Raw genomic sequence first — 26,787 nt, forward strand, 5'->3', positions numbered from 1 at the left:
TATGCGGCAGCGCAAATCTGACTACTGTGGAAACCCAAAAAATCATGTCCGAAGCGCACTTCCTCCCGTTGATGGCTGCTTGCGCCATTGATGCGAGCAGCCAGGTGCATAGGGGAATTGCAACCTACCGCCTGCTCACCGGTGTGCCTCCTGCAGACGCCGACATTGCCCTTGAGAGCAATCTCGATCGCCATGTCCTGGCGTCGATCCTGGCGGCTGCCACAATGGATGGTGGCTTCCTTCCCGAAAAGGCTGGCCTGTCCGGCCTTGAACTGGCGGCCTTGCTGGAGCAGTACTTTCCTGCGCTTGAGATTAAGCTCGCGGAGCAGCTCTCGGCTTTCAAGTGCGAAGAGGACGACGAGATCGCAATGCTGCGCGATCTCTTGCTCAATCAACGCTCGACGGAAGGAAATATCGGGCGCTGGCTGGCTGCGATGATCGCGCGCCGTGCCATTGAGCCAGACCACCTGTGGGAAGCTCTCGGCTTGCGCAATCGTGGCGAACTATCTCGTCTGCTGAGCCGCCATTTCGCGCCGCTCGCCGCGCGCAATGTCAACAATATGCGCTGGAAGCGCTTCTTCTACCGCATGCTTTGCGAAAATGAAGGCCTTGTGATGTGCACGACACCCGTGTGCAATCAATGTCAGGACTTCAATCTCTGCTTCGGCGAAGAAAGCGGTGAGAGCCGGATGGCCGAGCGCCGGCGCGACTTTCTGTTGCAGGCCGCTCGGCCGTTCGTTGCCGGCGACTGGCCATCCGAACTGCCACAAGGCTCCGCTATCGCTCCGTCATCCGAGAGAGACTCGCCGGAGGTAAGGCGCGCGCGAGAGTGAGGACGCGGTTGATGCGGTTTCGATGCGAGCGAGTGACCATGTATGCAAGGCGGCGGCGGGCCCAAGCACTCCGCGACAATTCTCACATCCTGGCGCGCGACAATTGCATTAACGTTTGAATTCGGCGCAGCAACAGGCAAGCCATCCGCTTCACGAGCCTGTCGCATTTGCAACAATCTGTATGCTGAAGAAAGTCGAGGACGGAAGCGGTAGATTTCCCAACGGGTTGCCTGGGACGGCGGGCTGGCATGCTGGTTGCTGAAGCGTCGTAGGTCAAACTATGAGGAGCTCTCGCGTGATTGCCGCCAGCACCGCCGCCAAAACGTCTTGGTCCGACCAAGTGCGCGCCAAGCCCACCGTGCTCAACGACACGACATTGCGCGACGGCGAGCAGGCACCTGGCGTTGCGTTCACCACAGAGGAAAAGCTGGCAATCGCGCAGGCGCTGGCGCGGGCCGGTGTCACGGAGATCGAGGCGGGAACGCCGGCAATGGGCAACGACGAGATCGAGGCCATTCGCGCCATTGTCGAAGCAGATCTTCCGCTGACCACCATAGGCTGGTGCCGAATGCGCGAGTCCGATGTCGACGCGGCGATTGAAGCAAAGGTATCCATGATCAATTTGTCGATCCCGACCTCCGATGTCCAGATCGCGGCCAAGCTAGGTTGTCCTCGCGACCAGGCGCTGGAGCGGGTGAAGCGAGTGGTAGGATGTGCCTGTGAGCGCGGCCTTGAGGTCGCCGTCGGTGGTGAGGATGCCTCCCGCGCCGACATCGATTTTCTGATCAGGCTGATGGCAATTGCAAAAGCCGCGGGCGCGCGTCGCTTTCGTATTGCGGATACGCTAAGCGTGCTCGATCCTGACGCAACCTACGCGCTGGTCAGGAATTTGCGTGCGTCCACCGATCTCGAACTCGAATTTCACGGTCACGATGATCTCGGGCTCGCAACCGCCAACACGCTCTCCGCCATCAAGGCTGGCGCGAGCCACGCCTCAGTGACCGTCATGGGGCTGGGCGAGCGGGCCGGAAATGCACCGCTCGAGGAAATCGCGGTCGCACTCAAGCAGCTCTACGGGTGGGAGACCGGCATCATACTGCCGGAGCTCGAACACGTTGCCGCGGTGGTAGCAGCCGCGGCCGCACGTGCTATTCCTACGAACAAAGCGATTGTCGGAGAGCATGTATTTACGCACGAATCAGGCATTCATGTCGCTGCCCTTTTGAAGGATCAACGCACCTATCAATCGCTCGATCCCGTTTTGCTTGGTCGCTGCAACCGTTTTGTGATCGGCAAGCATTCCGGAGTTGCGGCGATCAGCGCGTTACTCGATGAACTGCAGCTCGACGCCAGCGCGGATCAAGTCAGACAGATCCTGTTGCAAGTCCGCAAATATGCTATCGAGCACAAGCTGCCGGTCGAGCGTGAAACCATCGCGGCGATCTGGCACGACGTGTGCGGATGCCTGGCATCGCGCCCCGCGTGAAAAGCAGTGTCCAGCGTTTGCGTCGACCATTCGCAACCGGCTGCGCCGCAAGGATGGTGTCCGATGTCGCTGATGGGCGAACGGCGTCCAACTGGCGAGCGTCAGCTCCGATCGCGGTTTGGCCATTAATCTCGGAACTTCATCGGGACTGACTATGTCACCGACGGACCTGCCGATCTGGGCCGGGAAGTTGAGGGCATGGCTTTCCGCAGTCACGCTATGGCGATGCGCACCAGCTGTGCAAGGCACGACGGCAGCACTCAACAGGCGCCAGGCCATCTCATTGGCCGTCCAGAGCTAATCCGAAGGAGAATTTTTGATGATAAACTCATCCCCCGCAGCCGGTATCCTGGATCGGCTCAGCAAGGCCTCATCGGCAGAGGATTTCTTTTCGCTGCTTGGCGTCGATTACGACCCTAAAATCGTGAACGTCGCGCGCCTTCACATCTTAAAACGCATGGGACAGTATTTTGCCAAAGAACAATTTACTGGTGCCGCAGAGCCGGAAATCAGAGCTCGGTGCAAGGCGATGCTCGAGCAGGCCTATGCCGATTTCGTGGCATCGACACCGATCGACCAGCGAGTGTTCAAGGTTTTGAAGGATGCCGTCGCAGACCCTAACAAGCCCGCGGCCTTCGTCCCGTTGAGCGAGCTGAAGTGATCTCGCGCTCCACTGCAAGCAAGGTTTGTCCGTCGGGGCGCCGTGGCAGCCCGATGTGGGGCTTTCGTTTCATCTGGGTCAACTCTCTGCGGCCGTGACCCGAGCGGTGCCTGTCGTATTCCCGACCCATGTGTGGACCGGTCGTGTCTACGGTACAGCGGCCATTTCAAGTGTCTGCCAAACCGGTACGTTTGACCGACCTTCAGTGGTTTTTGCAACTGGTACGACACTTGCTGTTGTCCTGCCAATCCGATCATCGATGCCGACAGATGGTAGTCGTCCGAGATGAGATTGAAGAAAGACCAAATGATGCTGCTTCTAGTGCCTGCCGAGCGCTTCACCATCATCTCGTGGCCTACGATCGCTTGGTCGGTTCGAAACGGTGTTTGATGCGACCGAAGCTGCGTGTCGACGGTGAGATGGTGGTCAATGGATAAGTTGCCTCTTCGCGCTACACCTGCAGAGGGTGTGCACAGCATCGTGCGCATCAAATCGATGCCTGATTCCGCTCAGGTTCGTATCCATTCTATGGCGGATAGCAACATGCGTCAGGGAGAGGGCCAGCGTCGGCCAATGGGGGTCTTCGATGCTGGAGGCTCGCCATGGATTGGGTGACAGGTGCGTGGCCGGGATTGCCCTCGTTGTCACCGTCAATGCGGAGCCGCTGGGCCGAAAGTGAGGCGCAGGTATTGCGCAGCGAACGGACTTACCAACTCAGGCATGGAAGCGACCGGTCAGAGCCCGCGGCGCCCTGGCCGCTGCGGTGGCGCTTGTCGAACCTGGCGCGCAAGCGCCCAGTTTGGAGGACCTCTCCAAATCCGGCCGGACCGGTACGTCTGTCGCGACGGCGCCTCTTGTTGTGCGGCCGATCGGACCAAGCAGACGGGCAGAGCAGCCGGCCCCTTGCTGACCAAAAGTGATCCTCAGTCAACGAAGCTTAAAAGTAAACCTGTGGCGCTGGCGCGCCTATCTTTGAGGGGAATTTAGAGTATGAGCAATGCCACCAGAACGGCCATGCCTGCGGGGACCGGCCGCGCAGCATCCAAAAAAGAACTGCCGGAGCACTTTAAGGCGTACAAGCACGTCTGGGTCTTTGTCGAGTTGGAGCGCGGCCAGGTGCATCCGGTTTCCTGGGAGCTCATGGGAGCGGGGCGCAAGCTTGCTGACAGGCTAAAGGTAAATCTTGCCGCTGTCGTTATCGGTCCAGAGGGGCAGCACACACGTAACGCCGCGCTTGACGCCTTTTGCTATGGCGCCGATCTGGCTTATATCGTGAGCGACAATGTTTTGTCGGATTACCGCAACGAATCCTATACCAAGGCGCTAACCGAACTCGTCAACACCTACAAGCCCGAGATCCTGCTGTTGGGGGCGACCACGCTCGGTCGTGATCTCGCAGGTTCCGTGGCGACGACTCTGTCGACGGGACTCACTGCCGACTGCACGGCGCTGGACGTCGACGCCGATGGTTCGCTCGCGGCCACGCGTCCGACCTTTGGCGGCTCGCTGCTCTGCACGATCTATACCTTGAACTATCGTCCCCAGATGGCAACCGTCCGCCCGCGAGTCATGCCGATGCCTGAGCGCGTCGTACGCGATGCCGCTCGTATCATCGTCCATCCGCTCGGCCTTCTCGAAGATGATATTGTCACAAAAGTATTGTCGTTCCTACCCGACCGCGATGCAGAAACCTCCAATCTGGCCTATGCCGATGTCGTGGTTGCGGGCGGCCTGGGACTGGGATCGCCTGAGAACTTTCAGCTGGTGCGCGAGCTCGCAACTCTGCTTGGCGCTGAATATGGCTGCTCGCGTCCTCTGGTACAAAAAGGGTGGGTTACGTCTGACCGGCAAATCGGCCAGACGGGCAAAACCATCCGGCCAAAGCTCTATATCGCCGCCGGCATTTCCGGCGCGATCCAGCACCGGGTTGGCGTGGAGGGCGCTGATCTGATCGTCGCCGTCAACACTGATAAGAACGCTCCGATCTTCGACTTCGCCCATCTCGCGATCGTCAGTGACGCCATCCAATTGCTACCGGCGCTGACCTCCGCATTTCGCGCCCGGCTTTTGCCGAATTCGCGGGCCCGGATCGCGGTCTAGAGGAGATGAAGATGATTGAAGAGAGATTCGATGCGATCGTGGTCGGAGCGGGTATGGCCGGCAACGCGGCGGCATTGACTATGGCCAAACGCGGCATGAAGGTGCTGCAGCTCGAGCGGGGCGAATATCCAGGATCGAAGAATGTGCAGGGCGCCATCCTTTATGCCGACATGATGGAAAAGCTGATCCCCGAGTTTCGAGAGGAGGCGCCGCTCGAGCGTCATCTGATTGAGCAGCGGTTCTGGATCATGGACGATCGCTCCCATGTCGGCATGCATTACCGTTCAGACGACTTCAATGAGGAACGGCCGAATCGATACACGATTATACGCGCCCAGTTTGACAAATGGTTCTCTTCCAAGGTGCGGGAGGCCGGCGCGACCGTGCTGTGCGAGACGACCGTCACTGACCTCGTACGGGACGAGCGTGAAAGGATCGTCGGCGTTCGTACAGATCGCCGCGACGGCGAAATACATGCCGATGTCGTCGTGCTGGCCGAGGGGGTCAATGGCCTGCTCGGGACGCGCGCGGGCCTGCGCGCGCGGCCGACACCCGATAACGTTGCGCTCGCGGTGAAGGAGATGCACTTCTTGCCTCGCGAGACTATCGAAGCGCGCTTCAATCTCAAGGGCGATGAAGGCGTCGTGATCGAGGCGGCCGGTACCATTTCCCGCGGCATGACGGGTATGGGTTTCATCTATGCCAACAAAGAGTGCATTTCGCTCGGCATCGGTTGTCTCGTCGCCGACTTCCAGCGCACGGGCCAGACACCCTACGGCCTGCTCGATCAATTCAAGAGCCATCCCTCTGTGGCGCCCCTGATAGCAGGGTCCGAAGTCAAGGAGTATTCGGCTCATCTCATTCCTGAAGGCGGGTACAAGTCGATCCCGCAGCTTTATGGGGAAGGCTGGGTCGTGGTGGGCGATGCGGCCCAACTTAACAATGCCATTCATCGTGAGGGCTCCAATCTCGCGATGACTTCCGGGCGCATCGCCGCAGAAGCAATAGGTCTGGTGAAGTCGCGCGGCGAGCCGATGACTGCAACAAATCTGTCGATCTACAAGAAGATGCTAGACGACTCCTTCGTCATCAAAGATCTAAAGAAGTACAAGGATTTGCCGCCCCTAATGCATACACAGTCACAAAACTTTTTTCTCACCTATCCGCAGCTCATCTCCAAGGCGATGCAAAACTTTGTGCGCGTCGATGGTACGCCCAAGGCTGAGAAGGAGAAGGCGACCCTGAAATCCTTTGTCAAGGCGCGGTCATGGACAGGTCTGTTTGGCGATGCTTGTCGTTTTGCTCGGGCCTGGCGTTGACCGCGACAGTATGAAGCTCAACAATGGAAGATCAATGCATGAATGCCGAACCCCCAGTGCGCGTCGAGGACAAGCTGTATTACAACCGCTATCTTGTCGATATCGGTAACCCTCACGTCAAGGTCCGTGCGCACACCACGCCATCGCCGCAGCTACTTGCACTCCTGAAAGCCTGCCCCGCGCGATGCTATGAGCTCAACGACGACGGCCAGGTCGAGATAACAGTTGACGGCTGCATCGAGTGCGGCACCTGCCGCGTGATCGCCGAGCCCACCGGCGACATCCAATGGACCCATCCGCGCGGTGGATATGGAGTGCTGTTCAAGTTTGGATGATGGTGGAATTAAGGGCGGTGGTGCGGCCGGCGTTAGGCGATAGGGTCTCACCGCATCTGTGGCGCCTCCCTTGCACGGCTCCTGGAACTCGAGCAAGCCACTCTTTCGTGGGGACGCTGCGCAAGACATGAATTGCAGAGTGGTTGTGGCGTCACTGAATGGCGCCACAACCAGCGATTGGATGCTAGAGGAAGGATCAACCCCTCGCCTGAGAGGGGTTGGGCCCAGCGGCCTCGATTGCGATCGCCACTGACTGCATGATCGCGGCAAAGCGCACGGCAGTCTGGATCGCTTCGGAATTGACGCCCGCGGCTCTCAGTGTCTTCTCATGGGCATCGAGGCAGGCACCGCAGCCGTTTATGGCGGAGACGGCAAGCGACCACAGCTCAAAGTCGGACTTGTCCACGCCGGGATTGCCGATGACGTTCATACGCAGCCGTGGCGGCATCGTCTTGTATTCCGGGTTGGAAACGAGATGGGCGAAGCGGTAGTAGACGTTGTTCATTGCCATCAGGGAGGCTGCGGATTTCGCTGCGGCAATCGCCGCGGATGTCATCACAGCGGACGCAGCCGATTCCATCGTGGCAATCAGGGCTGCATTGCGGGTGGCAATCGCGCTCGCCAGCAGCAGCCCGTATTTTCGCTGCGGCGGAAGCGTCTCATCGGCCACCAAGGAGGTCAAATTAAGCCTGACATCCTTCGCGAACTCGGGAATCCTGTCGCTTAGTTGTTCGATCGAAGACATGCTGCCTCAAGCAACCTTCAAGGTTTCGCCGCCGATCTCGCGGTTGCAGGGACAGAGCTCATCGGTTTGCAGCGCGTCCAGAACGCGGAGCGTGTCCTTAGGACTGCGCCCGACACTGAGATTGGTCGCATAGACGTGCTGGATCGTATTTTGGGGGTCAACAATAAAGGTGTAACGATAGGCAACCCCTTCGGGTGAACGCACGCCAAGACCATCGACGAGCGTTCCCTTTGTGTCGGCAAACTGCCAGATTGGCAATTTGTGCAGGTCGACATGTGAACGCCGCCAAGCGAGCTTGCAGAACTCATTGTCAGTCGAACCACCCAGTACAACCGCATCGCGGTCGGCGAATTCCTTGGAAAGCCGGGCAAACTCAGCGATCTCTGTCGGGCAGACGAAGGTAAAATCCTTGGGATAGAAGAAGATGATCTTCCATTTTCCTGGAAAGCTCGCTTCGGTCAACGTTTCGAATGCACTCTGTCCTCCTTCTTCCTGCGCTTGAAAACCGGGCTTCACGCCTGTGATTTCGAACGGCGGCAACTGACTTCCAACTCCGAGCATGCTGTCCTCACAAATTTGCTCTCTGTACATGGTGGCTTCACTGTTGAAGCAAGCTATGTGCCATCCGTTCTCAGGAGTGGAGTCCAGCGGCCTTTGATACAGGCGTGCCCGCGCGCTGGGAGCATCGATCAGAGAAAAATCTGTAGCCAAGCGCTTCCTTGCAAGGCTCATGAAAACAGCCTTGCTTCGCGCGACCGGCTGAGATGTTTCCTGCAAGGGTCTGGTCGAAGCCCATTCTGCGTCCCTCAGAGCAAACTGCCTCATCGCGCCATCAATGTGATGAATGACTTTCGACCTGCCGAGATCTAATGGAAATACTGAACCTGACGAAGCGCGAGGTTCGCAGCATCTGGAGCAAACAAGAGCGGCTGTAACGCCGCGACAACATTTGGCTTGTAAGTCCAGATGCTCGCCGTTGCTGAGCAAGGCGCGAGTAATCATAGGCTACGGCGCTTCGCTCATTGAGGCGCTGAAGCGGCCGGCAGGCTCGAGGATTTTCCGGATCCTGAAATGTTTGAGAGCCAACCAGGCTCCTCGTCGGTGCCGATGGGGGCTTGAACTCTACGTAGCGTCAGGTTGTACAGTCTGGATCATACATGCGGCGATCACTCTGAAGCCTCATCATCACGAGGAGAGAGCTCACTGTCTGAAGATCTTAGGTGTCGGGTAGGTAACTATGCAGGCATGGCCCGGTTTGTTGCGGATGTGAGGGCATTGGCGTGAAGAATTGAGTGAGAGCAAAAAGCTCAGTCGCAAGCATCAAATTCCGGCAGATCTTCCAACGCAATGGATCAGCTCAATTTCGACCCCGATGCGCCGCAGGCGACCTCGCCCGGGAGTAGTACGCGAGGTCGTTGCTCTTCGTATGAGGCAAGTTGGCCTTCGTCTCTCTCGGACCGTTTTCAGTTATTAGCGAGGCCAATCAGGAGCGGGCGCTCTGCAGCAGCACGCAATGCTGGGCAGGTGTGAGTAATGCGCGAGTTCGGAGAGGCGTGCGCTGGGGGTCTCTTTTGTTCAGGCATCGGTCTCGTCGGCCGGCTTCTTTAAGCTGGAGTATCTGTGGTCGGTGCACCGGAGCGTGACTCCGGGGCGACTATGAAGAGTTATGTCATCTAAGGAGAGTGGTATGGAGCCGGGATATAACGATCCGAACTATTGGATGCGCTGGTACGCCGAGCAACAAGAGCTGCAGCGTGCGCGGCAAGAGGCCGATGCTGAGCCTCCAGATCAAGCTGGCTTCGAGCAGCAGTTGGGTGAGCTGCAACTCCGCTCCGCTGAGGAGAGTTCGTCCGAGCCGAGTTCGCCCGAGGCTCCAGCTCTCCGGTCGCACGAAAATATCGACCGTCCGGATATCGGTGTGTCGGGCGACATGGGAAATTGCCCCCCTGACGACACGAGGAATTGACCCCCTCGCGACACGATCAAAACGGGGGTTTTATGCAGCGACTCAGTTCAGGTCCTCTGCGGTTCAAAGATCCGCGGAGGGAGGCCATGCTGGAGCCGGACGAGGTTTCGGCGATACTCCGGCTCAACGAGCTGGGGTGGGGTAGCAAACGGATTGCCCGGGAGCTCGGGATCAGCCGCAACACGGTGAAGGAGTACATCGCGGCCGGCGGCTGGACACCTTATCGGCAACCGCAGCGCAAAAAGGCACTTGAGGGCCAGGAGAGCTGGCTCAAGGAGCGTCTGCGGCAGCACCGCGGCAATGCTGACGTGATCCGCCAGGAGTTGGCAGCCGAGAAAGGCATCGTTGTCTGCCTGCGCACAGTTGAGCGGGCGGTACAGCGCTATCGCCAGGAGCTTGCGGCGGAAGCGCGCGCGACGGTGCGGTTCGAGACAGCGCCTGGCAAGCAACTGCAAATCGATTTTGGTGAACGGCTGGTTGAGATCGGCGGCGCCAAGGTTCGCGTCTACCTGTTCGTCGCCACGTTGGGCTACTCGCGCCGGCATCATGTCAGAGCCTTCCGCAACGAACGGCAAGAGAACTGGTTCGACGGCCTGGAAAGCGCGTTCATGAAGTTCGGCGGCGTGCCCGAAGAAGTGCTGTTCGACAATGCCCGTGCCTTGGTCGTAGAGCATGACGCCATCACGCGCACAGTGGTCTTCAACGACAAGCTGAGCGCATTTGCCAAGCACTGGGGCTTCCGGCCCCGTGCCTGCGCGCCATACCGAGCCCGGACCAAGGGCAAGACCGAGAACGGCGTTGGTTACGTAAAACGAAACGCGATCGCGGGCCGCGCCTTCCCGAGCTGGGACGCCCTTGAGGCGCATCTTGAGGCTTGGACGCGGGAGGTCGCCGACCTGCGCCAGCATGGCACGACCGGCGAGCCTCCGATCGAGCGGTTCAGGCGGGCGGAAGCGCAGGCACTCAAGCCCATCGTTGGGAGGCCGCCCTTCCAGGCTGCACGTGAAGTGATCCGCCGTGTGCAGGCCGACTGTGCCGTCGAGATCGATGGCAACGCCTACTCGGTGCCCTGGCGGCTAATCGGCGAGATGGTGCGAGTGATGATCGCCGACGGGCTGGTGCGCATCCACCATGGGATCCATGAGGTGGCCGTCCATCCGATTTGTGCCGGTCGTCGCCGCCGCGTCGTCGACCCCGAGCATTTTGCGGGCCTGACTGGCTTTAGATCGAACCGAGCTGCCGCGCTCGCAGGATCGTCCGTTGCGCCGCACTCGCCGGCGCTGCTGCGGCCGCTCGGCGAGTATGAGGCAATCGTCGGAGGGGGCTTCTGATGCGCGCCGCTGTCCCCGATCGCCTGAGCGATATGCTGACCCGCCTGAAGCTGACCGCCGTCCGCGACCAGTTGGATGGGCTATTGGACGAGGCCGGCCGACAAGAGCTGAGCCTGCGCGAGACCCTGGTGCTACTGTGCGAGCGCGAGATCGCCCGCAAGGACGAGCGGCGCATCGAGATGACCCTCAAACTCGCTCGCTTCCCGTTCGTTCGCGATCTCTCCGGCTTCGACTTCTCGGCCCAGCCGTCCCTAGACCCCAAGCAGGTACGTGAGCTTGCCGGTGCGCGCTGGATTGCCAATGGCGAGAACGTGCTGCTGCTTGGGCCGCCTGGCGTTGGCAAGACGCACCTGGCGGTCGCGCTGGGGCGTGAAGCGATCCTGGCTGGGCATTCCGTGCAGTTCGTCGCAGCCACGACGGTCGTTGCGCAACTCGCCAAAGGACACAGCGAAGGCAGGCTTGACGAGCGGCTCGCGCAATTTGCCAAGCCAAAGCTCCTGATCATCGACGAACTCGGCTATCTGCCCTTTGAGCCCAATGCCGCATCTCTTCTTCCAGCTCGTCAGCCGCCGTTACGAGAGAGGCGCGATCCTGCTCACCAGCAACCGCAGCGTCGGCGAGTGGGGCTCAGTCTTCGGCGACCCTGTGGTCGCCACCGCGATCCTTGATCGCCTGTTACACCACAGTCACGTGATCACAATCCGCGGCGACAGCTACCGCTTGAAAGAAAAGCGTCGTAGCGGGCTTTTGCAGAAGGCCGCCGCGCCAGAAGCTAAATCGGAGAAAAAGCCGTGAAGCAAGCCGCTCGCTCGCTACGGCGCTATGGGGGCGCGCTCCGCGAGCGGCTTGCCACATCCACCAAAACAACAAGGGGGTCACTTCTTCACGTCGCTACGGGGTTAAATCCGGACGTCGCTTGACAATCGGTGGTTCGATGCGGATGCCGCCCAGGTCCAACCTGCGGGACAGTTCCTTCAGCAGCACGCGTTACAGCGTCGATGTTCCGCACGCTCATCTTGGCTCGGCCGCAAGCGATTACCAATCTGACTTGCGGGACAGGCCATTCAGCAGCATGCGCTACACAGCGTCGTCGGAACTACAACCGGAGGCGCGGACCAAGGAGAGCAAGTCCCGTGGACTGTTCTCGCGGGTCAAATCAGGGCTCGGCAAGGTGTTTGGAGGAAGTCGCCGGGAGAAGTCGTCCGGCGGCTCGTCCTCCGACGCCGTCTATTCAGAGCTCCGCATGGATTTCGCAAAGCGCAGTCGACCGTCCGAGGAGGACCTGGAGCTGATTGAAGAGTTCAAGACGGCATTGGGTAGCGCGAACCGGAAGACCAAGACCATCGAGAACTACGTGACTGCTCTTCGAATGTTCAGCGAGTTCCTCCGACCCAAAGGGATCACGCTGAAGGACTTGCTTGGCAATGCTGATCGGCTAGCCGCCTATAAAGATGAGTTTATGAAGGTGGCGAGCGCCAATAGCAGGAACTATGTGGGTGGAGCATTGGAGACACTCCGAAATTTCCAGGCTGGAAATCCCATTCCGGCCCCAGCTTTTGTGACCACGCGAGAGCAACCGATGCATCCCCAGGACGAGCGGATGATCCGCCAGTTCGTGGAAAACGTCAAAGACTACAGAATTACTCCCGATGGTACCAGAGGCCGCGGGACTGGAAAGGTCCCGGCTGCTACGCTCAAGTCCAATGTGCAGGCGCTCAACACGTTCGCTCGTTGGCTCCGAGCCCAGAATAAGGGGCCATTGGCTCTTCGGGCGTTCAATGAACCAAGGTCGCTAGCCGCCGACATCGACGAATACGTCGAAGCTGGTGGTGATGATCGTGACCGCCTTAGCGCGGCACTGTCTCACCTGCGCAGGATCGGGGCTGACGGGCTCCAAGCTGTCGGTGCCGGGGCCCGCCTGATGGGGCGCGAAACATTGTCGGCTCATCCGGAGGACATCTCCACGATCGATGACTTCTTGACCGACGCTCTGTCCAAGCTTGGATCTGACGCGACCAAAAAAGAGAAAGCCGCCGTTTCGACGATGGTTTCCCGGCTACGCTCCTTTAGTGATTGGCTTCAAAGGGAGGGCAGGCCGAGCATCATGGACCGAATCGGCGGCAATCCTGCGCAGCAATCGTCATTGAACGCAGATTATGCGGCGTTCAGTAAGGCCACAAAGCGGACGGCCCCACTCGATCCATTTAGAGAGTACCTAGGTCTCGAGCCCCAACAAGGATTTCGCCCTTACGAGGACGACGCCCGCCTCATTGAGGGCCTCGCCAACGAAGAGCTGAGCAAGCTCGACCCGGGTTCCCAGCACAGGAGAAAAACCATTCAAGGTACGGCCTCGGCGCAACGCAAGTTCAGTGACTGGCTCCGCACAGAGGGTAGGGAGAGCATCGCGAGCCGAATCAACGGCAACAATGAGCAGCAACGCTCGCTGGATGCCGACTACCGGGCTTACGCCGATGCCAAAGGGAAATCTGGCGTGACTCTCAAGAAGCTCAGGCAGTATGTGCAAGTCGTCGAGGCAAACAGAGCGCTGGGTGTACCCTCTCCTCAGCAAAGAGCAGGCTCGGACTCAACCTCCATCCCGACCTGGATGCGAGATTTGCCGACGCCGCCGTCCGAAAGTGAGTGGCCGCCGATAGTAGCCCGGTTTGGGCAGGCCGGCTTGCAGGAGCCGGCTAGGTCGAGCTCGACTTGGTCTCCACAACTGCCGACCTATTTCGACTTTCCAACGCCGAACGGTGAGCCAGCTCGGTCCTCAGACATCTATCGGGGTCTCGGTTCTTTGGTTGACCTGCCGTCCACACCGCAGGACATGCGTGACGATGCCCAGTCAGGGCCGGTGCAGAGCCCTGCCGGCAGACCTCCGTTCTTCATCGGGCCATCAGGCGTACCTCAAGAGCTGGAGGATATCGGATATCTCGTCGGCGAGGATTGGCAGCATGGCTCACAGCCGGTGCCGGATTTCCTGCTCGATGTACTGGACAATAAAATGCTGTTACCAAGTTCGCGAATGGCTCCCCAGCCGGTCTCCATCAACGGGGAGACCTACTCCATCACGTTGGGTCCGCGAGGACGCCGCGACGCTCAGCTGATCCATCATGGTGGCCCATCCTCGGCTCCTAAGGCCAGGGTCGGCGGTTCGGCTGCGAGTGCCCCTGCCGGCGACCGCAGCGGGCGGGTGCTCGGAGCCAGGGACTGGCTGGGCGACGAGCATATCCAGCGGGACTACGAACTCCTGGCCCAGGAGTTGTGGGCGAGCAATCCAAATCTTGCCGCCCGGACCCGGTTTGCAGATCCTCTCACCGCCTTTCGGGTGGGCCAGGGTACCAACGCCGCCGCGCTATCCGCATTCCATCAGATTGTCGATGATCCCAATGGTAACGACACAGCCGACTTTCTGTTCTTACCGGTGAATGACGCCAGCACCATGGACCTCGATGACCGCGGGTCGCATTGGTCGTTGCTGCTGGTGGACCGCCGCGATCGCAACAATCCGGTCGCCTACCACTACGACTCCGCCCGGGGACGCAATGACAGACCCGCAGCAATGCTCGCAGCGCGAGTGGGAGCCGGAGACAACCTGCAAAACGCCCCCATACGCCAGCAGAGGAACGGCTACGATTGCGGGGTCTTTGTGCTCGACGGTACGCGGGCGCTGGCCAGGCGCTTAGCGGGAAGACGTCAGCCAGACCTGAACCTAAGCAATCTCGTCGTCGACCGGCAGGCACTGCAGAACCGACTGAGGGGTTGATATCGGCCGAACGGGCAGCTGGTTGAACTCTCGCCATAGAAGGTCCGCAATCGGCACGTTCGCAAGGCATCGCGGTGGCGCAGAGCGTGGGAGCGGACGCAAGAGCTAAGGCTGTTTTCGGAGGCGGCGAAAGAGCCTGATGGGCGATTTCGGAGACGGCGTGGACGACAGTGTCACTGTCGTCATCAAGCGATCCGGTATCATCGTCCCCAAGTGACCGCAGCCGGGGCTGAACGCCCCGCTGCGCGCCGGGCGCGTTGAGATCTCGCGCCACCACTGCTCCAAGGATTGACGATCACAAGGCAGCAGCGTGCCAACGCCCGCGGTGAAGGTTCGCCAGTCGGCAAGGCATTTTTTCGGAACGGCTGTCAGGACTGGTACGCCTCGGGTGATCGCGTCAACGAATTCGGTGCGCAGACCCCGGCCAGCGGCTTCCTGTTTCGCGAATTTGTTGATGACAAGAAGATCGATCTTGTTGCGAAGTGCCCGGGAAACGACAGCTGCGGCCTCGGCAAGCCCATTTGCATCGAGATTACAGGACATAGCTCCGCTGCCAAGTGGTTGGGAAATCGAGATCTCTTGTCCTGTGGTAACGTCGATTGCGAGCATGACATGCGTGCCATTTGCGCACCTCGCGTGTCGCTGCACGATGCCGCCGATGCGTACGCCTTGCTGCGCGATATCCTGAGCGAAATCGGCGAGTAGCCTATCCACATCGTCTTTTGGGCGGTAGAGAATGGCCGCCACACTTTTCGAATCTATATCATCCAGATTAACAATCACGACCGGGTTCCTGTTGATGTGTTTCTCGTGTCGGGCATAGCTGTCGAACGCTCTCATGCGGATCGTGGCAGTGCTTTGCAAGCACTGCTCGGCAGCCCGAGCGGAACGGCGCGCGCGACCTCCGCAAAGACGTCCGCTCCATTGCTGAGCCGCAGCGCATCAAAGGAGCGGCGCGTGATGCGCGCCAAAAGCGGCACGCCAGAACGGCCAGTTTCAAGAGCCAGCACCAAGGTGGCCTCCGCCTCTCCGAACGGCAGAGAGGCTTTGATGCGTGCCGGAAATACATTGAGGATCGAGCTTGCACGTCGTGGCTCGCACGCAATGTTGACGTCGCCGGCTGCGATGCGCAGACGCAGCTTCGCGCCCGGTCTAAGCGGCAATCCAGGTACCAGAAGGCGTGCTCCGTCGAGGCGGAGCATGATCAGCCCGTAGCGTCCGTCATAGCCGCCGACCAATGTATCAAGGCAGACTGCCGCTTCGCCGCGCCTGGCAAGCACCGGACCGCTCTGAACAACATTGAGCGGCCCGGCCGCAGTCACGAGGCCATCTTTCATCATGACAAGATGATCGGCAAAACGCTCGATATCAGCGATATCATGGGTGATGTAGATCATCGGCAATGAGAGCTTTTCCCGCATGCGCTCGAGAAATGGCAGGATCTCGCATTTGGCGGAGCGGTCGAGCACAATGAGTGGATCGTCTAGCAAAAGTAGCTGAGGCTGGCCCAACAGCGCGCTGCCAAGGGCAAGTCGCTGTCGTTCGGCCGCGGAAAGATGTGACGGCGAACGCTCGAGCAGCGGCGACAACTCGAGCAAGTCGACCACTCCATCAAAATCGATGAGTGTTGGTGTCGATTTTGACGCCTTGTATAGTAGGGTGCGCCGTACAGACCAATGAGAAAGAGGAATTGGTGGTCGGAATACATATGCGACGGGACGCAGATGAGGCGGTCGAAACGTCGTCTCGTCCTGCCAAATCTCTCCATCGACGGCACAAAATCCAGTCGGCACGTGCTGCACGCCAGCGATGCAGCGCGCGAGTGTGGTCTTGCCGCACCCGGGCGGACCAAAAATTGCTGTGACGCCCTTGGCTGGCAGGCTGAATTGCGCATCTAACGGAATGTTTGCGAGAGAGCCGTTGAACGCAACCTCAATACAGCCCGTTTTTCCTTCTCTCATGAACCTGCGCCTGCGCTGCATGTTCCTATCCGAGTCACGAGTACAATCGCTGCAATAGAGATGATGGCCATGCCTCAGATAATCCAGCCTGTGCCGCTCCAGCACGGCGTCTCTGCTCGCGTGAGGGCATAAGGTGCGGCGGAGGACTGCAGATCTGTGTTACGATCAGCGGCTTCTTGAGCATCTCCGCGCTGCGAAGATCGTGACGGTCGGACGCTGCCCAGTACGCTTGCCAATGAGAGGCAAAGCGCCTGTCCATTAGCGCGAGTTTTTCAGCCTGTTCGGCCCGCGCGGGCGCTTCTGCTGAATGTCCAAATTGCGCGGCTTGAGAGGTTTGGCGCTCAAAATGCCCGCTCAGGCCAGAGCTGAATACTGGCTCGGAGCCGGAAATCGGCATCAAGGATCCCACGGCTTTGCCAGCCGATTTGAAGTGTGCGCCGTGAGCCAGGGTCATGGCTTCTGCATTCCCGGGTGCGAGCAGCATCATAGCCAGGTCGATCAAGATGAATCGGATAAACTTCACTGGAACTTCGGCTACGCCGCGACGGCCTCCTTTGCGGCGACTGGCTGATCCACCCAGCAATCCGCGTGCCGTTTCAAGGAATATCTGCGCGTCTTGCAGCAAGGGAGACTTTGTATCGGTCTCCACTCCGCGTCTTCAATCGCCGTATCTTATTGTAGGACTTGGGACGCTCGCGTCACCAAGCGCACATTCAGGAGCTACCAGATGGAGGCTGAGGATGATCCCGCCCCGTGGATTTGGGATGGTGCTTTGGCGAACATGCCGCCGTAAAACTCGTAACTGACGCATAAGTCCATTGGAAAAGGGGGCTGATGTGAGGTGATATGCGATGCTCGCGAGCTAGGCAGAGCGTCTTCCTCGCAGCACCGGTTGCGGGCCATTTCAGGGCGCTGCCCTTCGTTGCATCGCGACGCGGCCCAGGATTGAGCTGCCCAAGATGGATGATTTGATCGAACCCTCACGAACCCTTTCGTCGGCGAGGAACGGGTTGGGGCTCGAGACTTGCAATCGGAGCCTGCTGAATGCTCCAGCGTGGACCGCCTAGCGTGCCACCATCATGAAGGCCTATTTGTCTAAGGAGGGCTTTGGCGTTGCAATGGTGCGCATGGGCAGTATCGGATACTCGATCACTGGCAGCTGCCCGGTGAGCGAATTCAGAAAGGCGACAATCTCGTCAGTTTCTTCATCGCTGAGCTTTGCGCCAAGCTGAACCTCACTCATCACGCCAACCGCTTGTTTAAGACTCCAAACCTGACCAGAATGAAAGTAGGGCGGGCGCAATGCGACGTTACGCAACGGGGCTGAGCGGAAACATACTCATCGCCAAGATCCCTGGTGACGGCAAAACGACCCTTGTCCTCCCTCGGAAGCAGGCTTTCAGCTGGCCTTTTAATCGCGCCGAACGGGAAGAAATCCTGTCCACCGATGTTGATTCCGTTGTGGCAACAGGAACAGCCCTTTTCGATGCATAGCTTTAGCCCGGCTTTCTGCTGATCGCTGAGAGCATATTCGTCGCCTTCGAGGTACTGATCGAAGGGGGCGGCGGGAGTAATCAAAGCCGCCTCGAAAGCCTCGATGGCCTTGGCGAACTTTTCAAGCGTAACTGGCACCGCATCGTTGGGAAAAGCCTTGCCGAACATAACGACATAATCGGTCATTGAATTCAATGTTCTGAGCACGCGATCGGGCGTCGCATTCATTTCGACACTGGCCTGGACAGGGCCTGCGGCTTGCGCCTTAAGATCCGCCGCGCCCATCCCAGAACTGCGCCACGTTGAAGACCGCGTTATAGACTGTTGGCGCACGACGTGACCCCAGCTGCCAGCGATGACCAATCGACGTCGGGCCGGCATCTACCCGCCCACCCCAAGGTTATGACACGTGTTGCAGCTAATAACCCCGCTCGCCGATAGCCTCGGATCGACAAACAAGGATTTGCCAAGTGTGACATTTTCATGGGTGATAGGATTGTCCTTCACCGCTGGGGCGATTGAGGGAATCGGCTTGAAAATCTGCTTGGCGGCGCTCATCAGATCCTCACTGGCACCTGCTGCTGGGGAAGCCAGAATGGCTGAGGCCACAACACTTAACCTGCCGGCCCTGGTAAGCTCGCCGCTAATTTCCTCATGTGAAGTCTTGCTTTCCTCCTAGATCGGGGGATCGTGAACGCAGCGCTCGGTCCGCGCTCGTCCTCAGAAAGACTGTGCAGTCAACGACGAATAGTCTTTTCCGAATGATGGACTAGGCGGCACCCAGGCTGACGCTCCGGACGTGACAGTTGCGACAACCACCATCCAGCCACGGCATCCTGGCCTGTCGGTCCAAACTTCGTGCTTCTCGGAAATTCAATCGTACTGCACTCTTTGACTCTGCAGGTCGGCTGGTTGAGACCGCGAACAAAGCGAGCTGCGCCGACGCACTTGTCGCTGATCGTCTCGATGTCGGCCCCCAACACTAGGCTGAGCGTCATCCACCAAAATCGGTGGCGTTCCGACCCGCGGGCTGTCGGTCAAGCGTGCAGTGGTCGGGAGTTCGTCCTACTGCTCGCAATGTGGGTCTTAGGACGTATTTACGCATGCCAGACGCTCAAAGTGCTTGAATCGTCCGTAGCGTCAGGTTGTAGGCATTGCGAAGCATAACACCATATTGGGAGCCAGCATCGCCACACCAGCGCTAAACGCCGAATCTCTGTTGTATCTCGGTCTTCGCAATGAGCGTGTTGCGTGGGGCAGGACGACGATCGGAGACCGCCCAATCCGGTAAACAGAATGCGCTCGCGGGCCAAAGAATAACAATGAAGGATATGCGACTTAAGGCAGGTTTGGTGAATCAAGAGCGGCGAATGAGCTGGGTCAGCAAGGCGCCCCGGTGTGCAGCCGCTCTCGCTCCGATCGTGATCGCGATCACAGCCATGTGGTGCGCAGGACAAGCTTGTGCGCGAGATCGGCAGGCCGAGGAAGTCTTGACGTCGTGCCGACCAGACGTGATGCGCTTCTGTGACCGCTTTACAGGGCGTAGCGATGTGGTCGTAGCCATGTTTTGTCTTAGGGACAACTTCAAGAACTTGCGCCGCGAATGCCGCCGCATGATCCCGATTGCGGCGGAGAGAAACGAGGGACCGAGACGGCGTCTCAACAGGATTCCAGTCGTCCTCCCTCGAGAGTGAGGCGTCCGAGCCGTAGCTTTCAGAAATCGGGCGACAATGACGAGCCTTAGGCTGACGGGCGCCGCAGTCTGGTCAGCTGGGCGGCAGAAGCATCATCCTGCTGAGCTGCAGTTCATCTATCAGGGGGACTGAGCTCCGTGAATCGATTGGCCTCGATCAGCGATCGATGTGCGTCCACGCGTGTTACGAGGTCGTAACGCGCTCTGAAGGGCGATTTTGTACTGCAGCAGTTGCGCTCTATTCAGTGCTGCAGCCATTCGCCCACTTCGAGGCCGTCGAGAGATGGCCATCGGCTTGCTGTAATGGTCGGAAGGAGAACCTGCGTAAACTGTGGTGGTTACGGCCGGACATCTGCAGGAATCCGTGCGGCCCATCAAGCCATAGCGTTGTGCTCGGGAACTAGGTATTTTCCGTCAGGTCGCTAACTCGGCTATATCTGCCAAAGATCGCCAGGAATGTTGGTGTTGCAGGTTAGTTCGATCGCGGTCTTCCCCAGATCTCAGCTGGGATGAGCCTGCTCTCGACAGCCGGGCTCAAACTACCGATAGAGCTAGAAAACCTCTTTTGTTAGCCGTCCATCGCGTTCCCGAATGGATGCGCCGTTCTCATGGGCCTTTCAGGGGGCGCTTGGCCCGATTGTGGTGCTCTTGGTCGAATACACTTTGGGGCGCAAGGTCAGAGGAAACGCCGTGGACAAGAGCCGTTCAAAGGCAGAAAGCTGTTCAAGAAGACGCTTCTCAACGGCCATGCGCTCCGCGCCAGGCAGGTCCGTTTTAAGGAATCGCCGGCAGTGTCAAGCGACGTCCGGATTTAACCCCGCATATTGCCTCAGATGACAATGTTACTGAAGCGCACCCTGGTGTCTTTCTGGATCGGCTGCCGCGAGTCGGAGCAAGCCGCTCGCGAAGCGCGCCCTCCAGAGCGCCGTAGCGAGCGAGCGGCTTGCGGTGCTTCGGCGAAAGAACCTGTCAGGATTAAATACGAAGGCGCGAAGCTTGGACCGATAGTGTGATCTCTGTGCTGCTGATGAGCTGTCGAGCGGCCTTTGATCGCCAATTCTTCACCAATCGCTGCACCGTGCGCCGCTGATGGCCGCTGAACCGACCGGGCGCATGCGCTTCCAGCCGGGAGAGAAGATCGACCGCGGACAAGTGCGGAGCCGCGGCGAGCCATTCCTCGATGATGGGAATGTAGGGGTCGAGCATCGATGGCCGACGTGGCACAGGCCTGCGCCGCACATAGCGACGACGATGAATGCCCCGCTGCTCACCCTGTTTCCAACCATCGCCGAGCTCTCGGGCAAAGGCCGCTAAGTCGCCATGCCCCTGCGCGACAGTCATCGCTGGCTTTCCAGCCCGTTGATCGACGCGCTTACCCAGCTCATTCTGAGCGTCCCGCATCTGTGCCAGCAATGCCACCGGATCAAGCGTCCGGTAAATCTCCCGCAGCCGACCTTTGAATGCCTCATTGAGCCTCGGGTGGACCAATGCTCTTTCGTACGGCGTAGCGGGAGGAAGATAGCGCTTGATCATCTTGGCACCTTCGCGGTGCTTCTCCTTCAGCTTAAACGAGGGCTGGAAGAAATTGATGTGCAGCCGTGCCGCCGCAAACAGGCGAGCTAATGAGCGAGCAATCAATGCCTTCAAACCGCCCGTAGCCCACCAGGCGGCGAACGATAGCTCCGTTCTTTTGTTCAACGAATGCCTGATCGTTCTTCTTGTAGGCCCTGGAACGAGTGACTTCGACATCGTGAGAACGGCACCACGACACGACCGTGTCGTTCATGAAGGCGCTGTCGTTGTCAAAATCGAGCCCCCGAACGGGCCAGGGAAATAGGTTCTGCGCGCGCTCGAGAGCTTCGACCACAAGAGCTGCTTCACGCACGACGAGCGGAAAGCATTCGGTCCACCCCGTTGCGATATCCACCATTGTTAGCGTCTGAATGAACGCGCCGGATACGGACATGCCGCCGTGCGCAACCAGATCCGCTTCGCAGTACCCCGGCGGAGGTGATCCCCAGTCATTGAATGTACGCACCGGGACTTGCCGCCGTACGGCACTGGAAAAGCCCGCCCGCCGTCGGCGTCCTCCGGCTGCTGCGATCTTTACGTCGCTCAGCAGGCGATCGATCGTCGCCGCGCTCACCTTCAAAACCTTCGACCTCTCATCGGCAGAAAGCTTCAATCTGCCGTGCCGTTCAAGAGCCGGAAGCAAAAACGGGATCATCGCGACGAGCCGCTTACTGCAGAGCCGGTCAGAGGCGTCCCATAGCACAATCAGTGCAACGCGAATGGAAGCTCCGTAGGTCCGGCTCCGTCGCCGCGGCACGGCCGATCCCGATGCCCCGTCCACCGACAGTGCTCGGATAGCGTGCTTGCGATGCCATCCCGTAACGGCACACAGCTCGTCCAGGATCCGTGCCTTCTCGAGCCGTCCGCTCGCCCGATAACGCTCCACCAGCGCTGATGTGATCTCGCGCTTTGCGCGCATGCTGATCTTCCCTGCCATACCCGCCACCGAACTGATTCGGCAGCTCCGCCCCAGACACGACAGGGAAGTTGTCCGGTAACATTTTTACTGAGGCAATGCGGGGGGCAATTTCCCATGTCGCCCGACAGGCAGCGCCAGATTTCGTTCCGAAGCGATCTGATCTCAGTTAATGTATCGTCAATTGAGGTCATCAGAGAGGCTTCGTCCCTGGAGTATCAAGCATAGCGATGGTCATGGAGCGGCCATTCCTTGGCTCCGCATTCCTGCCGAATAATTGCATCCGAGGACTTGCGACTTTCCCGTCCGTTCTTTCGGCGAGCAAAGATGCGCGTCCACTGAAGAGTCGTATACCGCAAATCATGCGTTCGCGACCCTTGAGAGCGCCATCGAAGAGCTACTCATGGGCTGAACCAGTAGATGGCGAGCAGATCGAAGTCTCAAGTAGCCCTTGTGCAACGTAGGCTGTCGATATCCGTGCCCCGAGATCGATAGGCCTTTCGCAGCATCACACTCGAATCCAGATCGCGGAACATGCTGTAGTTCCGCCGGATCCATTGATGCAGCTCGGTGGACCAGTCATTCTCGCTACGCAGATATCCAGTGAAGGAAAAGCTAAGCCGGTCTATATATCTCTTGAGAAATAGCGGAAGCGCGGGAATGCGAAGCACCCGCTCGCCATCCATCGCTTCAGGTAGTCCGCCACGCAGCACGAATTCATTGTGGACGGTGATCAGCGACGCCGGCGGAATTCGCCGCCGCAGCATTTCATAACCGCGATAGGAGATGCGGTCAGCGCCGGCGACGAAGAGAATGATGGGAGCGACATAGCAGCGTGCCGTCTCCTTTATGAAGCCGATCTCTTCGCACATCCTGAAGAATTCGTCGAAGGCATGAAAGCCGAGATCGATTACCTTGGCTACCTGGTCGTGGATAATGAGAGGGTCCATCAGCTGCATCTTGCCATAAGTGTCGATTACATCCGCGGTCTCCGTGATGTTGGGGAGGTAGTCGAGCAACGACGGCTCTTTCAAATTGACATCAAACGACAGCACTGTGCCGTTTTTCAGCAGCAAAAACTCGCTCATCGCCCGAGCGATGAGAGTTTTACCGACCTGCGGGCTAGGAGAGCAAATGATGTAGATGGGGGTTGCTAACATAGCCAGCAGATCAATTTACGTTTCGTACGTGGGCCAGACCTGAGCTCGCCGAATATGCGACTACTTTTCGCCGGCCCGGGTGGCGGACTTGGCTCCGGCCAATTCCGTCAAGTTGATGCGATCAAATTCGCTCCAGACATTTGACAGCCAGTGCCGGACATAGCCGCGCAGCACGAAGGAGTTGTTCGCCGGTTCATCGTTCCGCCCCTTGTTTGCGACGAAGTCAATGAATGGCACGGATGCGACTTCCACCTGCTCATAGGCCATCTCGTTAAGCTTCGGTATGACCAATTCAGTCGCATGTTTGATGCGGTGAAAGTAGGAGTTGTAGGTCGCTTGATCCCACTGGAAGAATTGAGTGTCGTTGATGAAGTTCTTGACCAGGTAGTACTTTGCGCCGCTCATGAAGGTCGCGGTCTCCGCGATCTCGTCTAGCGAAGCGATGGATGATCCCAGGATATGGAACACGGCGAATGTTATCTGGCCAGACCGCGCCGACTCCAAAAATCCGATGTCGCGCAAGGAAGCCAGCGCAGAGGACAGTAAGCCTGCCCGGGCATCAATAACGGTGACTGACAGCCCGGAGTTCAGCGTATCGAAGATCTTCATCTGGTCCGCCGTCGCCGTCATGTCAACGATCTCAGTGATCTCGGGATAAAAGCGCTTCAGCGTTCCCCGCGGCGCCTCCGTGTCGAACGCGCGTGTTTGCACGTTGTTGACGCTGAAGTAGTCCAGCAGCGTTCGTGATACGGTCGTTTTGCCGACTCCTCCCTTGTCCGCACCTACCACAATTACAACTGGCTTCACCATGGAAATCTCCTGAGACACGCGCTATTGCCGCGCGCAAATTGCGCAACCGGCGCGTCCCTGCTTTGGGTGTGAACATGGCAGAAAGAAGGGGCAATGAGCCTTTGACGCGAGAGCTCTGCAACCGATGCACATTTTCAACATTATGGTGAGTGGCGTCCTTGGATCGCAACGACGATGCAGGCAGAGATGGGGAGTAAATCACTTGTACCGGTGATCTACGTGAGGTTTGTAAGCGGCTAGAATGCGCGCCGCCAAGACCAACGATCTGAACTGTGGTGGTCGTTGCGATTGCCATGTCTATTGCGCCGATATCTAGATTGGCATGAAGCGACCGAATCTTACGTAGCGTCAGATTCCGTGCTCGGGGAAGCACAATCGAGTCGGGCTACGCTGTCCGCATGGTTTGGCAAATGATCAAAGGTCTGGTGGTTCAGACCGATTTTTGTTCGGCAGACAAGTAGTGATATGAGCGTGAACGGCCGATGTCTCACTCTGCTGAAGAATATTGAGACATGCCAGTGCTGAAACGGGTTGCTAACGCAAATGGCAAGCATGCATCTGTTCAAGCTGAGGCGAGATTATCGTGTCATTGAGTGGAGATCGAAGGGTGAGCGGGACGAAGCCCGATGGAGCAACATCGGTACAAAGCGACACCGAGGACGCTGCGTCAAAAGAAGCCGGCGTCCCGGGACCGGCATTCTTCTTCGCCGACGGCGCTGCGTGGTACGGCCCAGAGCAGGTAATGAAGGATGGCCTGGCTGCATGCGCTCTCGTCACGTTTTAAAGCGCCCACTGTGGTCAGCCTTTTAATTTGCTGGGCAAGACCGGTTGACATGGAATACGAGGTGCGCGTCCAGTTCTCGTGTGTTCCGGTCGCTCGCGCTTTAGATAGTTGGTTTGCATATTCGGGCTAGGCGTAAAGCTACGCCATTCTTGTCCTCATGGGCAACCGCCGAAGTGTTGCCAGATCCCCAAAGTTTGCACTGGAGGGGCATCGATCTGCTGGCGCCACGGTACGCCAGCCTGTCGGCTTAACGCAGCTCGAGGACAACGGAACGCGACTACGGCGGCAACGCGATTGAGCAAAACTGCGCTTGAAAGACCGTACGGCAACAGTCCACGAGCGAATATCGCCGCGGGCCAAAGGCGCGTGGCTAGACTTACTTTGCGCGCAATAGCTAAACGCTTCTAAGCGCCTGAGCTGCTCGAAGAGTCAATTCGGTAGCGCCGTCGGGGCGGCGCCTAGCTGCTGGGCGCCTGACGAGGGTGTAATCGCCGATGGCATGGTGGTCGGCTGCGCTGCGTCCTTTGGGGAGCGGCCGACGATAATTGTGAGCAGACCCGCGCCCCACAGCCGTTGTGCTGCTCTTTTGGCGTCGTCCAAGGTCACAGCATCGACCGCGCCGTTGTGCTTTTCGAAATAGTCCATGGTCAACTTGTCGAGCTGATGCTGCAACAGCGTTCGCGCAAGCTTTGACGATGTGTTGAGTGCCAGCATTTGCGAGCCCTTCAGGTAGGACTTTGCATCATTGAGTTCCTGCTGTGTCGGTCCGTCCTCGGCGATGTGGCGGACCTGCTTCTCGATTTCTTCGACCGTTTGGTGGGCGCGATCGGTGCAGGTGCCACTATTGCCGAGAAGCACCGCTGAATGATCCAACCAGACCAGGTTCTCACGAACCGAATAGGCCAGGCCGCGCTTTTCGCGGACTTCGCGGAACAGGCGCGACGTCGGGCCGGCGCCGCCGAGGATGTGGTTGACGACATAGGCGGCCATGAAATCGGGCTCGCTGCGACGGACGGCTGGACCGCCGAAAGTCACAACTGTCTGTGGCACGTCGAGCGGAATAAAGACTCGCCGCGGCGGCTTTGCTGCGACGACTTCGGGAACCGGCGTCGCTTCCGCCTTGGTCGGCAGACTGCCAAACGTCTTGTCGAGGAGTTTGCAGAGGATCCCTGGATCGATGTCGCCGACCACCGCGATTTTGAGCGTGTCTTTTGCGATCACGCGTCGGACATAGCTCTTGAGATCCGCGGCCGCGATCCTCGGCACGCTTTCCAGCGATCCGCCGGCTGGGCGAGCATAAGCATGATCGCCAAAGGCGACTTCGAGGAACTTGCGACGGGCCAGAGACGAAGGATCGGTTGACTCGCGCCGAAGGCGTGCAAGCACAGCGGCACGGATCCGTTCGACATCGGCCGCGTCGAAACGGGGCGAGGTTAGCGCCATCCGCAAAAGGTCAAAGGCTTCGTCTGCATTGTCCTCCAGGGTGCGCAAGGAGCCGCGGAAGTGATCATGAGTCGAGTGAAAATGCAGATCAATCGCACGATGGTCGAGCCGCTTATGAAAGGTCTTGAAGTCAAGTCCGGCAGATCCTTCCTTGAGCAGGCCAGCAACCAGGTGGCTTACGCCAGGTTTTTGAGCGGGATCCTGAGTCGCGCCGCCGGTGAGGGCAAATTCCATCGCGATCAACGGGACAGTGGAATCCTGCACGAACCAGGCTTCTATACCGCAAGACGAAACCAGGCGCTTGATCCTGGTGCGGGCAAGTGTCCTCGTGGTGGCGAGCGAATTTGCCGAAGCGAGCATCGCGACTGAGAGCGAGGCTCCTCCGAGAAGGATCTCACGTCGTGTGCAAGGA

Annotated in this window: 19 protein-coding genes and 2 pseudogenes; 10 read left to right on the forward strand and 11 right to left on the reverse strand. The window is 58.8% G+C overall.

Annotation, left to right across the window (positions count from 1 at the left end; all coding sequences use genetic code 11):
- Window positions 1-44: 44 nt before the first annotated feature.
- The 6 genes from P6U28_RS37870 (at window position 45) to P6U28_RS37895 (ending at window position 6,734) form a co-directional block, all read left to right on the forward strand.
- On the forward strand, window positions 45-833 hold the full coding sequence (locus P6U28_RS37870) for a nitrogen fixation protein NifQ (protein ID WP_407120871.1): 789 nt from the start codon (window positions 45-47) through the stop codon (window positions 831-833).
- 295 nt (window positions 834-1,128) lie between these two features.
- Complete coding sequence (gene nifV / locus P6U28_RS37875) at window positions 1,129-2,319, forward strand: homocitrate synthase (RefSeq protein ID WP_407120873.1); 1,191 nt, start codon at window positions 1,129-1,131, stop codon at window positions 2,317-2,319.
- Window positions 2,320-2,638: 319 nt separating this feature from the next.
- Entirely contained in the window at window positions 2,639-2,980 is a 342-nt protein-coding gene (gene nifW / locus P6U28_RS37880; protein WP_122405467.1) for a nitrogenase stabilizing/protective protein NifW, read from the forward strand.
- A 990-nt stretch (window positions 2,981-3,970) separates the two neighbouring features.
- The gene (locus tag P6U28_RS37885; RefSeq protein WP_122405466.1) at window positions 3,971-5,080 is read left to right on the forward strand and encodes an electron transfer flavoprotein subunit alpha/FixB family protein; all 1,110 of its coding nucleotides are present in this window, start codon (window positions 3,971-3,973) and stop codon (window positions 5,078-5,080) included.
- Between the two features lie 11 nt (window positions 5,081-5,091).
- Window positions 5,092-6,399 (forward strand): FAD-dependent oxidoreductase, encoded by a 1,308-nt coding sequence (locus P6U28_RS37890; RefSeq protein WP_122406908.1) that lies wholly within the window; start codon window positions 5,092-5,094, stop codon window positions 6,397-6,399.
- 38 nt (window positions 6,400-6,437) lie between these two features.
- The gene (locus tag P6U28_RS37895; RefSeq protein WP_122405465.1) at window positions 6,438-6,734 is read left to right on the forward strand and encodes a ferredoxin family protein; all 297 of its coding nucleotides are present in this window, start codon (window positions 6,438-6,440) and stop codon (window positions 6,732-6,734) included.
- A gap of 196 nt (window positions 6,735-6,930) precedes the next feature.
- Here the strand turns inward: P6U28_RS37895 and P6U28_RS37900 are convergent, their stop codons facing one another.
- Window positions 6,931-7,479: a carboxymuconolactone decarboxylase family protein gene (locus tag P6U28_RS37900; protein WP_122405464.1), complete on the reverse strand. Its 549-nt coding sequence runs from the start codon at window positions 7,477-7,479 to the stop codon at window positions 6,931-6,933.
- Between the two features lie 6 nt (window positions 7,480-7,485).
- Window positions 7,486-8,040, reverse strand: coding sequence for a peroxiredoxin (locus P6U28_RS37905; protein WP_122405463.1), 555 nt, complete (start codon window positions 8,038-8,040; stop codon window positions 7,486-7,488).
- A 1,126-nt stretch (window positions 8,041-9,166) separates the two neighbouring features.
- Here P6U28_RS37905 and P6U28_RS37910 point away from each other — a divergent pair.
- From P6U28_RS37910 to P6U28_RS37925, 4 genes and pseudogenes are all read left to right on the forward strand, one after another.
- Window positions 9,167-9,445, forward strand: coding sequence for a hypothetical protein (locus P6U28_RS37910; protein WP_407120876.1), 279 nt, complete (start codon window positions 9,167-9,169; stop codon window positions 9,443-9,445).
- A gap of 32 nt (window positions 9,446-9,477) precedes the next feature.
- Window positions 9,478-10,776 carry an IS21 family transposase gene (gene istA, locus P6U28_RS37915; RefSeq protein ID WP_122401601.1) on the forward strand — a complete coding sequence of 433 codons (1,299 nt, stop codon included), beginning with the start codon at window positions 9,478-9,480 and terminating at the stop codon, window positions 10,774-10,776.
- Window positions 10,776-11,571: pseudogene (gene istB, locus P6U28_RS37920) on the forward strand (IS21-like element helper ATPase IstB). Before istA ends, istB begins: the two are co-directional and overlap by 1 nt.
- A gap of 121 nt (window positions 11,572-11,692) precedes the next feature.
- Entirely contained in the window at window positions 11,693-14,542 is a 2,850-nt protein-coding gene (locus tag P6U28_RS37925; protein ID WP_407120878.1) for a Ulp1 family isopeptidase, read from the forward strand.
- Window positions 14,543-14,647: 105 nt separating this feature from the next.
- On the opposite strand, the gene P6U28_RS37930 is transcribed toward P6U28_RS37925, so the two are convergent.
- The 9 genes and pseudogenes from P6U28_RS37930 to P6U28_RS37970 form a co-directional block, all read right to left on the reverse strand.
- Entirely contained in the window at window positions 14,648-15,406 is a 759-nt protein-coding gene (locus tag P6U28_RS37930; protein WP_407120880.1) for a DUF2478 domain-containing protein, read from the reverse strand.
- A complete protein-coding gene (gene modC / locus P6U28_RS37935) occupies window positions 15,379-16,524 on the reverse strand; it encodes a molybdenum ABC transporter ATP-binding protein (RefSeq protein WP_407120882.1) in 1,146 nt (381 codons plus the stop codon). The genes P6U28_RS37930 and modC overlap by 28 nt, the downstream gene beginning before the upstream one ends.
- 13 nt (window positions 16,525-16,537) lie before the next feature.
- Window positions 16,538-17,152: a hypothetical protein gene (locus tag P6U28_RS37940; protein ID WP_407120884.1), complete on the reverse strand. Its 615-nt coding sequence runs from the start codon at window positions 17,150-17,152 to the stop codon at window positions 16,538-16,540.
- A gap of 438 nt (window positions 17,153-17,590) precedes the next feature.
- Window positions 17,591-18,645, reverse strand: a pseudogene (locus P6U28_RS37945) (cytochrome-c peroxidase).
- 2,020 nt (window positions 18,646-20,665) lie between these two features.
- Complete coding sequence (locus tag P6U28_RS37950; protein ID WP_407120886.1) at window positions 20,666-21,337, reverse strand: hypothetical protein; 672 nt, start codon at window positions 21,335-21,337, stop codon at window positions 20,666-20,668.
- Window positions 21,255-22,199, reverse strand: a complete 945-nt coding sequence (locus P6U28_RS37955; protein WP_407120888.1) for a transposase family protein — start codon at window positions 22,197-22,199, stop codon at window positions 21,255-21,257. The genes P6U28_RS37950 and P6U28_RS37955 overlap by 83 nt, the downstream gene beginning before the upstream one ends.
- Before the next feature lie 419 nt (window positions 22,200-22,618).
- Entirely contained in the window at window positions 22,619-23,338 is a 720-nt protein-coding gene (locus P6U28_RS37960; protein ID WP_122405459.1) for a hypothetical protein, read from the reverse strand.
- 60 nt (window positions 23,339-23,398) lie between these two features.
- Window positions 23,399-24,148: a hypothetical protein gene (locus P6U28_RS37965; protein WP_122405458.1), complete on the reverse strand. Its 750-nt coding sequence runs from the start codon at window positions 24,146-24,148 to the stop codon at window positions 23,399-23,401.
- Between the two features lie 1,213 nt (window positions 24,149-25,361).
- The gene (locus tag P6U28_RS37970) at window positions 25,362-26,735 is read right to left on the reverse strand and encodes a M16 family metallopeptidase (RefSeq protein WP_407120890.1); all 1,374 of its coding nucleotides are present in this window, start codon (window positions 26,733-26,735) and stop codon (window positions 25,362-25,364) included.
- Window positions 26,736-26,787 lie beyond the last annotated feature (52 nt).

It is taken from the genome of Bradyrhizobium sp. STM 3561, assembly GCF_045571455.1.
Taxonomy (GTDB): domain Bacteria; phylum Pseudomonadota; class Alphaproteobacteria; order Rhizobiales; family Xanthobacteraceae; genus Bradyrhizobium; species Bradyrhizobium vignae.

Excerpts from the sequence above, each read along its gene's own strand:
- P6U28_RS37900 (WP_122405464.1), bottom strand. The coding sequence starts at position 7,479 with ATGTCTTCGATCGAACAACTAAGCGACAGGATTCCCGAGTTCGCGAAG.
- istA (WP_122401601.1), top strand. The coding sequence starts at position 9,478 with ATGCAGCGACTCAGTTCAGGTCCTCTGCGGTTCAAAGATCCGCGGAGG.
- P6U28_RS37895 (WP_122405465.1), top strand. The coding sequence starts at position 6,438 with ATGAATGCCGAACCCCCAGTGCGCGTCGAGGACAAGCTGTATTACAAC.
- P6U28_RS37970 (WP_407120890.1), bottom strand. The coding sequence starts at position 26,735 with ATGCTCGCTTCGGCAAATTCGCTCGCCACCACGAGGACACTTGCCCGC.
- P6U28_RS37870 (WP_407120871.1), top strand. The coding sequence starts at position 45 with ATGTCCGAAGCGCACTTCCTCCCGTTGATGGCTGCTTGCGCCATTGAT.
- nifW (WP_122405467.1), top strand. The coding sequence starts at position 2,639 with ATGATAAACTCATCCCCCGCAGCCGGTATCCTGGATCGGCTCAGCAAG.
- P6U28_RS37910 (WP_407120876.1), top strand. The coding sequence starts at position 9,167 with ATGGAGCCGGGATATAACGATCCGAACTATTGGATGCGCTGGTACGCC.
- P6U28_RS37965 (WP_122405458.1), bottom strand. The coding sequence starts at position 24,148 with ATGGTGAAGCCAGTTGTAATTGTGGTAGGTGCGGACAAGGGAGGAGTC.
- P6U28_RS37905 (WP_122405463.1), bottom strand. The coding sequence starts at position 8,040 with ATGCTCGGAGTTGGAAGTCAGTTGCCGCCGTTCGAAATCACAGGCGTG.
- P6U28_RS37960 (WP_122405459.1), bottom strand. The coding sequence starts at position 23,338 with ATGTTAGCAACCCCCATCTACATCATTTGCTCTCCTAGCCCGCAGGTC.
- P6U28_RS37890 (WP_122406908.1), top strand. The coding sequence starts at position 5,092 with ATGATTGAAGAGAGATTCGATGCGATCGTGGTCGGAGCGGGTATGGCC.
- modC (WP_407120882.1), bottom strand. The coding sequence starts at position 16,524 with ATGCAGCGCAGGCGCAGGTTCATGAGAGAAGGAAAAACGGGCTGTATT.
- P6U28_RS37885 (WP_122405466.1), top strand. The coding sequence starts at position 3,971 with ATGAGCAATGCCACCAGAACGGCCATGCCTGCGGGGACCGGCCGCGCA.
- P6U28_RS37955 (WP_407120888.1), bottom strand. The coding sequence starts at position 22,199 with ATGGCAGGGAAGATCAGCATGCGCGCAAAGCGCGAGATCACATCAGCG.